We start from the raw sequence: 13,648 nt of genomic DNA, 5'->3' as shown, positions 1-13,648 counted from the left end.
GGATTACTTCTTGTTTCGAACGTTAATCCCTTTCTTTTCCAACCCACGGTAAATGATCAGCATTTGTGCAATGGTAATCAAGTTACTGACCAGCCAGTACAGTACCAGACCCGATGGGAACCACAGGAAGAAGACGGTAAAGATAACCGGCATATACTGGAACAGTTTCTGCTGCATCGGGTCAGCTGTCGGTGTCGGCTGCAGTCGCTGCATCAGGAACATACTGGCACCCATTAAAATAGGCAGGATGTAGTATGGATCTTTGGTTGACAGATCCTGTATCCAGAACACAAAAGCAGAATGGCGCAGTTCAACACTTTCCAGCAGAACCCAGTACAGTGCCAGGAATATTGGAAGCTGTAAAAGCATGGGCAGACAACCACCCAGAGGATTCACTTTCTCCTCTTTATAAAGCTTCATCATGGCGCCGGACATTTTCTGTCTGTCGTCGCCATAACGCTCACGCAGAGCCGTCATTTTTGGCTGCAACATGCGCATCTTAGCCATTGAAACGTATTGTGCCTTAGTTAGCGGGAACAATAGCGCTTTAACAATAACGGTGGTCAGAATGATAGCCAGACCCCAGTTAATAACGATGCTTTGTAAGAACTGCAGCAGTTTGAATATAGGTTGGGCTAACCACCAAAGAAAACCATAGTCGACGGTTAAGTCCAAATGCTCAACAACTTGTGCCATGGCATCTTGGTCTTTTGGCCCTAAATAAAGCTGTGACTCAATGGTTTCCGAACTGCCTGCCTGAACTTCAGTCATTGGATAAATAACGCCAATGATTGCCTGGTTACCATTGGCTACACGAGAAAACAGGCGGTTTTGCTGGCCTTGTTTTGGCACCCATGCAGAAACAAAGTAGTGCTCAAGCATACTGACCCAACCAGTTTGCGAGGTAACGTTAAGTTTTTTGTCCTGCATTTCGTCGAAGTCATATTTTTCGAACTTATCTTCGTCGTATGAGTAAGCTGCCCCAAAATACGTCGGCATCATCATGTTGCCGCTTTCGCCCGATGTCGCTGAACGTTTTAGCTGCCCGTAGAACTGTGCGTTAAGCGTTTTGTCGGTGTTATTTTCCACTTCGAAACGAACATCGACGGTGTATTTGCCCGGAGTGAAAGTGAATATTTTACGATAAACAGCGCCGTTCTCTGCCGTGTAGGTTAAAGGAACCTCAATAACCTCGGTTGTAGACTCGTAACTTTCTTGTTCGTAGTTATAAGAAGGGCGACCTTCTTTGCCGTCGATTCCGTCTGGGCCAATTAGACCTGACTGAGCGACGTAGACGTTGTTTGAACTGTTTTGCAGAAGCTGAAAGCGTTCTTCGGAGCCCTGAGTTTTGGCAAACTTCAGTAAGTGAGTAGAAACAACATCACCACCGCGGGTATCTATCTCAACATCTAGCACGTCGGTGCGGACACGAATTGTGGTTTCAGACTGTTGGCTTATAACGGGCTGATCACTTTCCGGAACGTCTGCCGAAACGGCTGAACTGCCTGAGGGCACATCGCTGTTTTCAGCGTTATTGCTCGATTGTGTTGAGGTAACGTTTTCGGGTGCTTTTGTTCCGGGTGCGGTTTCCACCATCCAATTCTGGTATAGGAAGAAAGACACCACTAAAAAGGCAATAAATAATATCGTGCGTGGCGAATTCATAGTGATTTCGTCTCTGTTGGCTGATTTAGTAAAGATTCGGATTCGCTGTTATTTTCTGGCTTGGCGTCTTGCTTAGCAAGTGGAACCGGGTCATAGCCACCCTCGTGAGCGGGATGACATTTACTGATTCGCACTGCAGCAAGGCCAATGCCACGGATTGTACCGTGTTTTTGTATGGCCTCACAGGCATAATGTGAGCAAGATGGATAAAAACGACAACGCGGGCCCAGCAGTGGACTGATAAACCACTGATAAACCTTTATGAATGCGATTGGTATTGTTCGCAACGCTTTGCTAATTTTCGCCATAAATAATTCAACGTATCCCGTAATGCGGCGTTATCCTGCTCGACAATACCCTGCTTAGCAATAATTACAATGTCGAAAGCGGGAATTTTATGTTGCCTTAAACGGAAGGTTTCACGTATTTGTCGTTTTATGCGGTTTCGGTCAACGGCGCGCTTAGCCCGCTTTTTGCTGACGGTAACACCAATACGTGGATGGCCTAACTCATTGGGGGTTGCCAACATAGTGACATGAGCAGTAACGGCTTTTACAGGAGGGTTTGAGAATACAGTCTGGAAATGAGAGGGAGTTAACAGACGTAACTCCCTTCCGTATGAGATACTTTTATGCACTCAGTACTTTACGACCACGTGCACGGCGACGAGCCAGTACTTTGCGGCCATTTTTTGTTGCCATGCGAGCACGGAAACCGTGTGAACGCTTGCGCTTTAATACGCTTGGTTGAAATGTTCTTTTCATAACTAATATTCCATCGGTCAGTTTGCTATTTCCCACGCTGGCCGAATAAGTTGAAACCAAACGTGAACGGAATTTTTTAGAGCGCGGATCTTACCGATCTTTTCTCATTGAGTCAATGACCAGAGGCTTTTTTAGGCAATAAATCCTAAAATAATATCATCCACAATCTGTTGAGATTATAACATTAATAATGTGGATAAAATAACAGTTATTCACTATTTGCTTTGTTTTCCGATTTTGTGGCAATGTGAGCTTTTAAGCAATTTATGCGCCAGTTTTGGTTTGAATGGCTATTTTTTAACTCCTTTATTCACGCCGTTTTCAGGCAGTTTGTGCTAGCGAATATTAGCTGAGTGAAGTACAATCTTTGGTTATGTTTATAAAGAAACGATCCAGGAGAAGAGTGTGAATAATTCGCTTTGGCAACAATGTGCAGAGCGACTGCAATCGGAGTTACCGTTACAGCAGTTCAACACGTGGATCAGACCCCTACAAGCCAAACTAAATGGCGAAACATTAACCTTGTTTGCTCCGAATATTTATTCGGTCGACTGGGTGCGTGATAAATACCTGAAAACCATTAATACCTATTTAGAAGCTTTGTGTGATGACAAAGTACCTAACGTGGTTTTAAAAGTTGGGGAAGCTTCGCCAACACAACGTGATAGCGGCTCACCGCAACGCGCGGCAGCAACCCGTAGAAAAACACCTAATTTCTCGTCAGGTAACACCGATGTGGAAGTTCCTTTTGAAAGCAATATTCACCCCGAATACACCTTTGATAATTTCGTAGAGGGTAAGTCAAACCAGCTTGCGCGTGCGGCGGCTATTCAGGTAGCAGAGAATCCTGGTGGCGTTTATAACCCTCTGTTTGTTTATGGTGGTACCGGTTTAGGTAAAACTCACCTTTTGCATGCGGTTGGTAATGGCATTATGGCGCACAAAAAGGACGCCAAGGTGTTTTACATTCGGGCCGAACGTTTTGTGCAGGACATGGTGAATTCCATACGTAACAGTTCAACCAATGAGTTTAAGCGCTACTATCGTTCTGTCGATGCGTTATTGATTGATGATATTCACTTCTTTGCGAATAAAAAAGGCTCGCAGGAAGAGTTTTTCCATACCTTTAATGCGTTGTTGGAAGGTAATCAGCAAATCATTATGACCAGCGATCTTTACCCGAAAGAAATAGACGGAGTGGAAGATCGACTGAAGTCTCGTTTTGGCTGGGGCCTTACTATAGCCATTGAGCCGCCGGAATTAGAAACCCGGGTGGCTATTTTAATGCGTAAAGCGGACGAGCGTGGTTTGCATATGCCCCACGAAGTGGCTTTTTTCATTGCTAAACGTTTGCGCTCAAACGTCCGTGAGCTGGAAGGCGCATTGAACCGGGTTGTCGCAAACGTGCAACTCACTGGCCGGCCTATAACTATTGATTTTGTGCGTGAAGCTTTGCGTGACCTAATTGCCGCCCAGGAAAAATTAGTTACTATTGATAATATTCAGAAGACGGTAGCGGAATACTATAATATTAAGTTAGCCGATATTTTATCAAAACGCCGTAGCCGCTCGGTAGCGCGCCCGCGCCAGTTAGCAATGGCGTTAGCTAAGGAATTGACCAATCATAGCTTACCGGAAATAGGCGACGCGTTCGGCGGTCGTGATCACACAACGGTTTTGCATGCTTGTCGGAAGATACAAGAATTAAAAGATGCGCAGCACGACATTAAAGAAGATTATCGAAATCTAATTCGTACATTGTCGTCATAAAAGTATGTCGTTATAAACAGGGGACTCAGTCATGAAATTTTCAATTAACCGCGATGCTTTTTTAAAGCCGCTGCAGGTTGTAAGTGGCGCTGTTGAACGGCGGCATACCTTACCTATTCTTTCGAATTTGTTGCTCCAGGTCGATAACGGTCAGCTTAAACTAACCGGAACAGACCTTGAGGTTGAACTGGTTTCGGCTGTACCGCTCGAGTCAGCCGATATGGATGCGGCTGTTACTGTACCAGCGAAGAAGTTGCTGGATATTGTGCGCAGCTTACCTGAGGGTTCGACCATCGAGTTTACCTCGCAGGAAGACAGTGCCACGGTTAAATCTGGTCGCAGCAAATTTAAATTGAGTACCCTGTCTTCAGATGACTTTCCAAATATCGACGACTGGAAAAGCGACATTCATTTGGTAACAGAGCAGGCGGTGTTAAAAGATTTAATGTTAAAAACGCATTTCTCCATGGCGAATCAGGACGTGCGTTATTATCTAAACGGCATGTTGTTCGAAACCGATAACGGCATGTTGCGTTCCGTAGCGACCGATGGCCACCGTTTAGCCATGAGCACTTGTGCTATTGATCAGCCAGGTTTGGCTCAACGCCAGGTGATTGTTCCGCGTAAAGGTGTGGTCGAGTTACTTCGGTTGCTAGGTGATGACGATCAGGAAGTGTCGGTGTCGATAGGAAACAACCATATTAGAGTGGAAACACCAGAGCTTGTTTTTACAAGTAAGCTGGTAGATGGCCGTTTCCCTGATTACCGCCGTGTCTTACCGAGCGGTGGAGACAAGGTCATTGTTGCCCATCGTGATGCCTTGCGTCAGTCTTTTGGGCGGGCATCCATTCTTTCTAATGAGAAGTTTCGCGGTGTGCGTTTGAACTTGAGTAGTGGTGAACTTTGCATTACGGCGACGAACCCCGAGCAGGAACAAGCGGAAGAAGTGATAGAAGTGGATTATCAAGGCGATGATCTGGAAATTGGCTTCAACGTTAGCTATTTACTAGATGTCTTAAATAATATTGATGACGAACAAGTTTCTTTTACTCTGTCTGATTCAAACAGCAGTGCTTTAATTGAACCTCAGCACGATGAGTCTTGCTGTTACGTTATTATGCCGATGCGTTTGTAACCCTGCCTCATAAATGTTCATTGAGACGTTGAATTTAAGCCACTTCCGAAACTTTTCAGAAGTGGTTCTATCTCCCAGCCCAAAAATTAATGTGATTACCGGCGATAATGGTTCCGGTAAAACGAGCTTGCTTGAAGCTATCTATTTGCTCGGCTTTGGGCGTTCTTTTCGGCCGGGTGGTTTTCGTCAGTTGATTAAAGAAGGAAACCAGGGCTTTACTGTATTTTGCCGTTCCCAAGATTACGCTATAGGTGTAAGACGCAGCGCCGACGGTGAGCAGTCGCTTAGGTTGAATGGCGGCAATGTTCAGCGTATGTCCGATGTCGCCCGCTTGGTACCGGTACAACTATTAACGCCCGAGTCCGTCGATATTTTATTGGAAGGTCCGGGGCAGAGAAGACAGTTTATAGACTGGGGAGTGTTCCACGTGGAACACTCCTTTTATTCCGACTGGGTTGCGTACACTCAACTCCTCAAACAAAGAAACAGTTTACTCAAGCAACGCTCGCTTCCTGTAAGAGAAGACAGATATTGGAAGGAGCAGTTGGCTTATTATGGTGAACGCATTAGTAAAAGTCGCGAAAAATACCTAGAAGAACTGAATGATTATATACAAGAACTAGCGAAATCTTTTCTCTCCGATGTTACAATGGAGGTTCGATTAAAATCGGGCTGGGATACTAGCCAAAGCTTATTTGGCGCCTTAGAAAGCCATACAGAGAAAGATAAGAAATACGGCTTTACCTCAGTTGGGGCACATAAGGCAGATATAAAAGTGATAGCGGACGGGGTGGAAGTAAAACATCGCCTGTCTCGCGGACAATTAAAGACCGCGATAACCGCTTTAAAGTTAGCGCAAGGGAAGCATTACCAAAAAATAAAAAGGCAACCCTGCATTTATTTAGTCGATGATTTAACGTCAGAGCTTGATTCAAGAAACCAGGCGTTACTCTGTCGTGAGTTAGAAAATCTAGACGCACAAGTGTTTATCACCGCAATTACTGGAAAGCAGTTGTCGGATAAATTTCAAAAATCACCCCGAATGTTCCACGTGGAACATGGGGTAATAAACGAATGATATCGAGATAATACTATGGAAGAAAATAATTACGGTTCATCGAGTATCAAGGTTCTGAAAGGGTTGGATGCGGTTCGCAAACGCCCGGGTATGTACATTGGTGACACGGATGATGGAACTGGTCTGCACCACATGGTTTTTGAAGTTGTCGATAACTCTATTGACGAGGCCTTAGCGGGTCACTGTTCAGAAATTATGGTTATCATCCACTCTGATGGTTCTGTCAGCGTGAAGGATGATGGTCGCGGAATTCCAGTTGATATACATGAAGAAGAGGGTGTTTCCGCGGCTCAGGTTATTATGACCGTACTGCACGCCGGCGGTAAATTCGACGACAACTCTTATAAAGTATCTGGTGGTTTACACGGTGTTGGTATCTCTGTTGTAAACGCACTATCTGAGAAGCTGCAGTTAACAATTCGCAGACAGGGTAAAGTTTACGAGCAAACCTACCACATGGGTGAACCTGATAGTGATGTAAAACCTGTTGGCGATACCGATACAACAGGTACAGAACTGCGTTTTTGGCCTAGCCATGAAACTTTTACCAATACTGAATTCCACTACGATATTTTGGCTAAGCGCCTACGCGAACTTTCGTTCCTTAACTCTGGTGTTGGTATTCGGTTGCGCGATGAGCGTGACGACCGTGAAGATATATTTAAATACGAAGGCGGTATTGCTGCCTTTGTTAATTACTTGAATAAGAACAAAACGCCAATTCACCAAAAAGCTTTCTATTTCACAATACAAAGAGAAGACGGTATTGGTGTTGAAGTCAGTATGCAGTGGAATGACTCATTCCAGGAAAACATCTATTGTTTTACCAATAACATTCCTCAGCGTGACGGTGGTACACACTTAGCCGGCTTCCGTGCCGCTTTGACGCGTACATTGAACACCTACATGGAAAAAGAGGGTTATAATAAAAAATCCAAAACCTCTGCAACAGGTGACGACGCGCGTGAAGGCCTGACTGCTATTATTTCGGTTAAAGTTCCTGATCCTAAGTTTTCGTCTCAAACAAAAGACAAGCTGGTTTCATCAGAAGTGAAATCTGCTGTTGAGCAGACAATGAACGAGCAGTTAGCGGATTATTTATTAGAAAACCCGGGCGAAGCGAAGCTTATCATCAATAAAATTATTGATGCAGCAAGAGCTCGTGAAGCCGCTCGTAAAGCACGTGAAATGACACGCCGTAAAGGTGCTCTGGATATTGCGGGCTTACCCGGTAAATTGGCAGATTGTCAGGAAAAAGACCCGGCACTGTCTGAACTTTATATAGTGGAGGGTGACTCTGCAGGCGGCTCCGCTAAACAGGGTCGTAACCGTAAAAACCAGGCGATTTTGCCACTTAAAGGTAAAATTCTTAACGTAGAGAAAGCGCGTTTTGACAAAATGTTGTCTTCCGTCGAGGTTGGTACACTAATTACTGCTATGGGCTGTGGTATTGGCCGTGATGAGTACAACCCGGATAAAACACGTTATCACCGTATTATTATTATGACGGATGCGGACGTTGATGGATCACACATTCGTACTTTGCTGTTGACGTTCTTCTATCGTCAAATGCCTGAAATTATTGAGCGCGGATATATCTATATTGCTCAGCCTCCACTGTACAAAGTGAAGAAGGGCAAGCAGGAAGTTTATATTAAAGATGACCCTGCGTTGATTCGCTACTTAACCAGTCTAGCCCTAGATAATGCGTCTTTACATGTTAATGAAACTGCTCCAGGTATTTCTGGTGAGAAGCTCGAAACTTTGGTTAACGGCTATCAGATGGCACAGGAAAATATTAAGCGCTTAAGCCGCCGTATGCCTGAACGTTTCTTACAGCGCCTGTTCTATGCGCCTCGTTTAACGGATGATCGTTTGAAAGATAAAGATTACATGGAGAAGTGGGTTAAAACGTTAAATGATGACCTAACCGCCCGTGAAATTAACTCGGCAACTTATACCGTTTCTTTGCATGAAGATACCGAACGTAAGATGTGGTTACCGTCGACGACGATTCGTCAACACGGTGTCGACACGGATTACCCGCTGAACTATGAGTTCTTAATGTCTAAAGACTACGAACAAATAGTGACTCTTGGCGAAGAGATTGATTCTCTGGTTGAAGCGGGTGGTTATGTTCTCCGTGGTGAGAAGAAGCAACCGGTGAATCACTTTGTTGATGCGGTTGAGTGGCTAATTAGCGAATCTAAACGAGGTTTATACGTTCAGCGTTACAAAGGTCTGGGCGAAATGAACCCTGACCAGTTGTGGGAAACTACGATGGATCCTGATACTCGTCGTATGCTTCAGGTAACGATTGAAGACGCTATCGGCGCTGATCAACTGTTCACCACGTTAATGGGTGATGAAGTTGAACCGCGTAGAGCCTTTATTGAATCGAACGCTCTTAAAGTTGCTAACCTGGACGTCTAAGGCTTAACAGCGATATTAAGTAATAGGCAACAAAAAAGCCGGCTCATGAAAATGAAGCCGGCTTTTTATTTATTAAAAATCAAAGTGTTAGTTACTGAAGCAAAGAAATATCCGCTATTTCCAAGAAGAGCTGACGCAAGCGGAACAACAAGTTCAGGCGGTTAATACGGACTTTGCCGTCATCTGCGTTAACCATGACATGCTCAAAAAACGCATCCACAGGCTCTTTAAGCTCTGATAAATGCGTTAGGGCGTCACTGTATTTACCATCAGCAATAAGCGGCTTAACAACGTCTTCCGTTTGTTTAACTAACCGGTAAAGTGCTGTTTCAGGCTCCTCCTGCAAAAGAACTTCATTCACGTTACCGGATATCTCTTCGTCTGATTTTGCCAGGATATTACCCACCCGCTTATTGGCTGCGGCAAGGCTGGCAGCAGAATCCATAGACTTAAATGACTGAACAGCCTTTACCCTTTGGTCGAAGTCCGTTGGCTTAGAGGGTGAACGGGCAAGTACCGACTGGATAACATCGACGGAAATGCCTTGATCCTGGTACCAGGGACGAAAACGACCGAGTAGAAAATCGAAAACATCAGTAGCGACAGTGTTATTTGATAGCTTGTCACCAAAGCCTTCGACGGATGACGCTAACAGTTCATGTAAGTCTAATGAAAGCTCTCGTTCTACCAGAGTACGCAACAAACCTAGAGCGGCACGGCGCAAAGCAAATGGGTCACGGTCACCTTTAGGTACCTGACCAATACCGAATATACCAACCAACGTATCCAGTTTGTCCGCTAAAGCGACGGCACAAGCCTCTTTAGTTAAAGGCAGTTCGTCACCGGAAAAACGAGGCCAGTAGTGCTGTTCTATTGCTTCGGCTACTACCGGGCTTTCGCCGTCGTTTAACGCATAGTGTTTACCCATGACGCCCTGGGTTTCAGGGAACTCAGAAACCATATCGGAAACCAAATCGGCCTTGCACAGCAGACCGGCTCGTTCTGACGCTTTTACGTCGGCAGTTAACTGGTTTGCAATTTTCCCTGCTAACACCGATATACGACGAGCTTTGTCGCCAATACTACCCAGTTCTTTTTGGAACAGAACAGAGTCCAGTGCAGCAACTCGCGATTCTAAAGTCGTTTTCTTATCAGACTCAAAGAAAAACTGTGCATCCGCCAGGCGAGGGCGAACGACTTTCTCGTTACCCTTAATGATCTGCTGAGGGTCACGGCTTTCAATATTGGTAATGAAAATAAACTGTGGCAGTAAGTTACCTTTGCCATCTTCCACCGGAAAGTAACGTTGGTCATCTTTCATGGTAACGATAAGCGGTTCTTTTGGTACCGCGAGGAAACCTTGATCGAAACTTGCCGTTAAAGCAACGGGCCATTCCACCAAGGCTGCAACTTCCTCAACTAACTCGTCATCCTGAATAACCTGGCCGCCGAGTTCTGAGGCAAGACGTGATACTTCTGACTGAATGGTTTCAATACGCTCTTCGAAGTTAGCGATCACTTTCGCTTCAAGCAGCTTAGATAAATAATTGTCGACATGATCGAGCTCAAAACCTTGGGGCGAATGAAAGCGGTGGCCCTGGATAAAACGAGCACTCTTGGTTTCCAGAATTTCAGCTTCAATAAGTTCGCTTCCCAGCATGACAGTGAGCGTGTGCACAGGGCGAATAAACTGTGCGGTGCTATCGCCCCAACGCATCGGCTTCGGAATAGGTAGGGTTTTGATTGCCGCTTCCAGAATACCCTGAACTAAGTCAGAGAGCGTCTGACCTTTTACGGTGGCCTTATGCAGCAGCCATTCGCCTTTGTCTGTTTTAAGGCGGTCAGCCTGCTCTACAGTAATACCGTTTGAACGTGCCCAGCCTTCGGCAGCTTTAGTTGGCTTGCCGGTATCGTCAAAGGCCACATTTACTGCTGGCCCGCGCTTCTCGACTTCTTTGTCCTGCTGTTCGGTTTCAACTTGTTTCACCAGAACGGCTAGTCGGCGAGGGGTTGCATACGCCTCGATGCTATCAAAACTGAGTTCTGCGCCTTTTAAGCCTGACTCAACACCCGACTTTAAGCTGTCACGCAGCGACTTTAAGGCTTTTGGAGGAAGCTCTTCAGTACCTAACTCAATTAATAAGTTTTCTTTTTGCACGCTCTGCTCTCCTTAGTTCGCTGCTGGTTTGTTTTTATCGTCGGCTAAAGGGAAGCCAAGAGCTTCACGCGTCTGGTAATAGACTTCGGCAACGGCTTTTGCCATGGTTCTGACGCGCAGTATGTAGCGCTGCCTTTCGGTCACAGAGATAGCGTGTCGGGCATCCAGTAAGTTAAAGGCGTGAGATGCGCGCATAACCTGCTCGTACGCGGGTAAAGCCAGGGACTTCTCTATTAACAGCTCACATTCTTTTTCGCAGTCGTCGAAGCGACGGAAAAGTACATCAACGTCAGCGTATTCAAAGTTGTAAGTCGATTGCTCAACTTCATTCTGATGAAAAACGTCGCGATACAAGATCTTACCGCGAAGGCCGTCGGTCCAGACCAGGTCGTAGATGCTGTCCACACCCTGAATGTACATGGCCAAACGCTCCAGGCCGTAGGTAATTTCTCCGGCCACAGGGCGACATTCGATACCGCCTACCTGTTGGAAGTAAGTAAACTGAGTGACTTCCATACCGTTAAGCCAAACTTCCCAGCCCAGGCCCCAGGCACCCAGAGTAGGAGATTCCCAGTTGTCTTCTACAAAGCGTATGTCGTGAGTTAGTGTGTCAAATCCCAGCATTTCTAAAGACCCCAGATAAAGCTCCTGAATGTCCTTAGGCGATGGTTTCATAATGACCTGAAACTGATAATAGTGCTGCAGGCGGTTTGGGTTCTCACCATACCGGCCATCGGTAGGGCGGCGGCAGGGTTGCACATAGGCAAAACTGGCTGGCTCCGGGCCTAATGAGCGCAGAAAGGTCATTGGATGAAAGGTACCCGCACCAACCTCCATATCTAGTGGTTGAACCACGGCACAGCCTTGCTGAGCCCAGTAATCCTGAAGAGCAAGAATAAGCCCCTGAAAGGTTTTCACATCGTACGTCGACATACGCATTCTCTGCTTTGTTATTTGTGGTTGACCGAAGGTCGAAAAATATGCGTAGATTATACCCTCTGAATCGCCTTGGTTATAGGGGAAGGCATGACAAATAATCAGCCAGAACGGTGTTCCTGGTGTGAATCTACTGACGACTACCGCGCTTATCATGACAATGTGTGGGGGCGTCCGGTAAGCGACCCGATAGAACTTTTTGCTAAATTGTGTCTGGACGGGCAGCAGGCGGGGCTTAGCTGGTTAACCATTCTGCGTAAACAGGCCGGCTATGAGAAAGCCTTTTTAGGTTTTGACCCACAAGCTATTGTGGCAATGAGTGACGCTGATCGTGAATTGTTGTACAGCAACCGTGATATTATCCGCAGCAAGGCCAAAATTGATGCCATTTTTACTAACGCTGAAGCGTATATAAGAATGGAAGAAAAGGGCGTTAAATTTGAGCAGTGGCTGTGGGAGTTTGTAGGTGGCTCACCGATTATTAATGCGTACCCAACGCAAAGTGAGATCCCAACAGAAACCAAGGCTTCCCAAAGCATGGCAAAAGCGTTAAAAAAGGAAGGCTTTAAGTTTGTCGGTCCGACCATTTGCTATGCTTTTATGGAAGCAGTTGGTATGGTGAACGACCATGTTACTAGCTGTCATTGTTATCAGCCTGTTGCTGACCAAATGAAACAGTTTACGTTGTAAAATGAGCGAAGGAAGAATGATAGAAATTACTCTTGCGGACTACAGCAACCCCAAACACCGTAATGCCGTTATTTCCATGCTGGACGCTTATGCCAAAGACCCAATGGGTGGTGGCGAGGGCATATCAGATGACGTCAAAGAAAGCTTAATAGACGAAATGGCAAAACGAGACCATGTCTTTTCTTTACTGGCCTACGATGGTGACACTCCGGTTGGCGTTGCAAACTGTGTAGAAGGCTTCTCAACCTTCGCAGCAAAACCGTTAATGAATATTCATGACATAGCCGTTATTCCCGAATACCGGGGGCAGGGCGTTGCTAAAAAGCTTTTAGAAGAAGTGAAAACGCTGGCGGAATTTCGCGGCTGCGTAAAATTGACTCTGGAAGTGCTTGAGAACAATGACCGGGCGAAAAAAGCCTATGAGAACTTCGGCTTTGCACCTTATGAATTAGGTGACGTAGGTAAAGCGGAATTTTGGGAGTTGTATCTGAATAAAGAAAACGCCTGACGCACCCGCGTCAGGTTATTAATGTGACTTCCTAACCCAGTAACGGTAAGGCGTTTCTTCTGTTTCAGAGCCCACCAAATCATGCTCCATAAATTCGCAAAAGCCCGGAATATCCCGGGTTGTTGCGGGATCATCCGCAATAATCAGTAAAACCTGACCAACATCCATTTTACGAATAGTCGCACGCACCAGCATAACGGGCTCCGGGCATTTAAGGCCTAAGGTGTTCAGCTCTTTGTCGCAGTTAATTTGAGTCATTATTTTTTTAAAGACGTTAAGTGTAATTACTGGATAGTTTAGCACTTTGCTTGCGTAAGAGTCAGGGGAGTGGGGAGAATTGACCCGCTGCTTGTTGGCGGGAAATACTCAGAAACTGTCTGCAGCCATGGATGGCTGCAGTCAAGCCCCCAGGGATGGGTTTACGGCGTGTTTCTGAGTCTTTCCTGACAATAAAAAGGGGCGAGCCTTCCCGGCCCCTTTTTCGTAGGGCAGAAAGGTAAACTACCCAGCT

The 13,648-nt window shown here is 45.8% G+C and carries 13 protein-coding genes; 6 read left to right on the top strand and 7 right to left on the bottom strand.

The genetic code is table 11. The features are described 5' to 3' along the window. Positions 1-3: 3 nt before the first annotated feature. From yidC to rpmH, 4 genes are read right to left on the bottom strand one after another with little or no spacing between them, the layout of a single operon-like run. The gene (yidC, locus tag NJR55_RS02105; RefSeq protein WP_253617408.1) at positions 4-1,665 is read right to left on the bottom strand and encodes a membrane protein insertase YidC; all 1,662 of its coding nucleotides are present in this window, start codon (positions 1,663-1,665) and stop codon (positions 4-6) included. After that, the gene (yidD, locus tag NJR55_RS02100; RefSeq protein ID WP_011235861.1) at positions 1,662-1,973 is read right to left on the bottom strand and encodes a membrane protein insertion efficiency factor YidD; all 312 of its coding nucleotides are present in this window, start codon (positions 1,971-1,973) and stop codon (positions 1,662-1,664) included. The genes yidC and yidD overlap by 4 nt, the downstream gene beginning before the upstream one ends. Next, entirely contained in the window at positions 1,925-2,302 is a 378-nt protein-coding gene (rnpA, locus tag NJR55_RS02095) for a ribonuclease P protein component (RefSeq protein ID WP_253617406.1), read from the bottom strand. Before rnpA ends, yidD begins: the two co-directional genes overlap by 49 nt. Further along, positions 2,295-2,429, bottom strand: coding sequence for a 50S ribosomal protein L34 (gene rpmH / locus NJR55_RS02090; RefSeq protein WP_011235863.1), 135 nt, complete (start codon positions 2,427-2,429; stop codon positions 2,295-2,297). The genes rnpA and rpmH overlap by 8 nt, the downstream gene beginning before the upstream one ends. A gap of 405 nt (positions 2,430-2,834) precedes the next feature. Between rpmH and dnaA the strand changes: the two genes are divergently transcribed. The 4 genes from dnaA to gyrB are packed head-to-tail and all read left to right on the top strand — an operon-like array spanning position 2,835 to position 8,845. Then, positions 2,835-4,199: a chromosomal replication initiator protein DnaA gene (gene dnaA, locus NJR55_RS02085; RefSeq protein ID WP_011233265.1), complete on the top strand. Its 1,365-nt coding sequence runs from the start codon at positions 2,835-2,837 to the stop codon at positions 4,197-4,199. 31 nt (positions 4,200-4,230) lie between these two features. Next, entirely contained in the window at positions 4,231-5,334 is a 1,104-nt protein-coding gene (gene dnaN, locus NJR55_RS02080; RefSeq protein WP_011233266.1) for a DNA polymerase III subunit beta, read from the top strand. 13 nt (positions 5,335-5,347) lie between these two features. Beyond that, positions 5,348-6,412, top strand: coding sequence for a DNA replication/repair protein RecF (gene recF, locus NJR55_RS02075; protein ID WP_253617404.1), 1,065 nt, complete (start codon positions 5,348-5,350; stop codon positions 6,410-6,412). Between the two features lie 15 nt (positions 6,413-6,427). Continuing rightward, positions 6,428-8,845 (top strand): DNA topoisomerase (ATP-hydrolyzing) subunit B, encoded by a 2,418-nt coding sequence (gene gyrB, locus NJR55_RS02070; protein WP_253617403.1) that lies wholly within the window; start codon positions 6,428-6,430, stop codon positions 8,843-8,845. Between the two features lie 91 nt (positions 8,846-8,936). Here gyrB and glyS read toward each other — a convergent pair whose 3' ends face one another. Further along, positions 8,937-11,003: a glycine--tRNA ligase subunit beta gene (gene glyS / locus NJR55_RS02065; protein WP_253617401.1), complete on the bottom strand. Its 2,067-nt coding sequence runs from the start codon at positions 11,001-11,003 to the stop codon at positions 8,937-8,939. 12 nt (positions 11,004-11,015) lie between these two features. Further along, positions 11,016-11,936: a glycine--tRNA ligase subunit alpha gene (glyQ, locus tag NJR55_RS02060; RefSeq protein WP_253617400.1), complete on the bottom strand. Its 921-nt coding sequence runs from the start codon at positions 11,934-11,936 to the stop codon at positions 11,016-11,018. 93 nt (positions 11,937-12,029) lie between these two features. Here glyQ and NJR55_RS02055 point away from each other — a divergent pair, with 93 nt between their 5' ends. Further along, a complete protein-coding gene (locus tag NJR55_RS02055) occupies positions 12,030-12,629 on the top strand; it encodes a DNA-3-methyladenine glycosylase I (RefSeq protein ID WP_253617398.1) in 600 nt (199 codons plus the stop codon). 16 nt (positions 12,630-12,645) lie between these two features. Beyond that, positions 12,646-13,137 carry a GNAT family N-acetyltransferase gene (locus NJR55_RS02050; protein ID WP_253617528.1) on the top strand — a complete coding sequence of 164 codons (492 nt, stop codon included), beginning with the start codon at positions 12,646-12,648 and terminating at the stop codon, positions 13,135-13,137. Between the two features lie 18 nt (positions 13,138-13,155). Here the strand turns inward: NJR55_RS02050 and tusA are convergent, their stop codons facing one another. Further along, positions 13,156-13,395 carry a sulfurtransferase TusA gene (gene tusA, locus NJR55_RS02045; protein ID WP_253617397.1) on the bottom strand — a complete coding sequence of 80 codons (240 nt, stop codon included), beginning with the start codon at positions 13,393-13,395 and terminating at the stop codon, positions 13,156-13,158. Positions 13,396-13,648 lie beyond the last annotated feature (253 nt).

Origin of the sequence: Idiomarina rhizosphaerae, assembly GCF_024159085.1 — a bacterium.
GTDB classification, from domain to species: domain Bacteria; phylum Pseudomonadota; class Gammaproteobacteria; order Enterobacterales; family Alteromonadaceae; genus Idiomarina; species Idiomarina rhizosphaerae.
The sequence above is the reverse complement of the archived record's forward strand: the minus strand, read 5'-3'. Positions and strand labels throughout refer to the sequence as shown.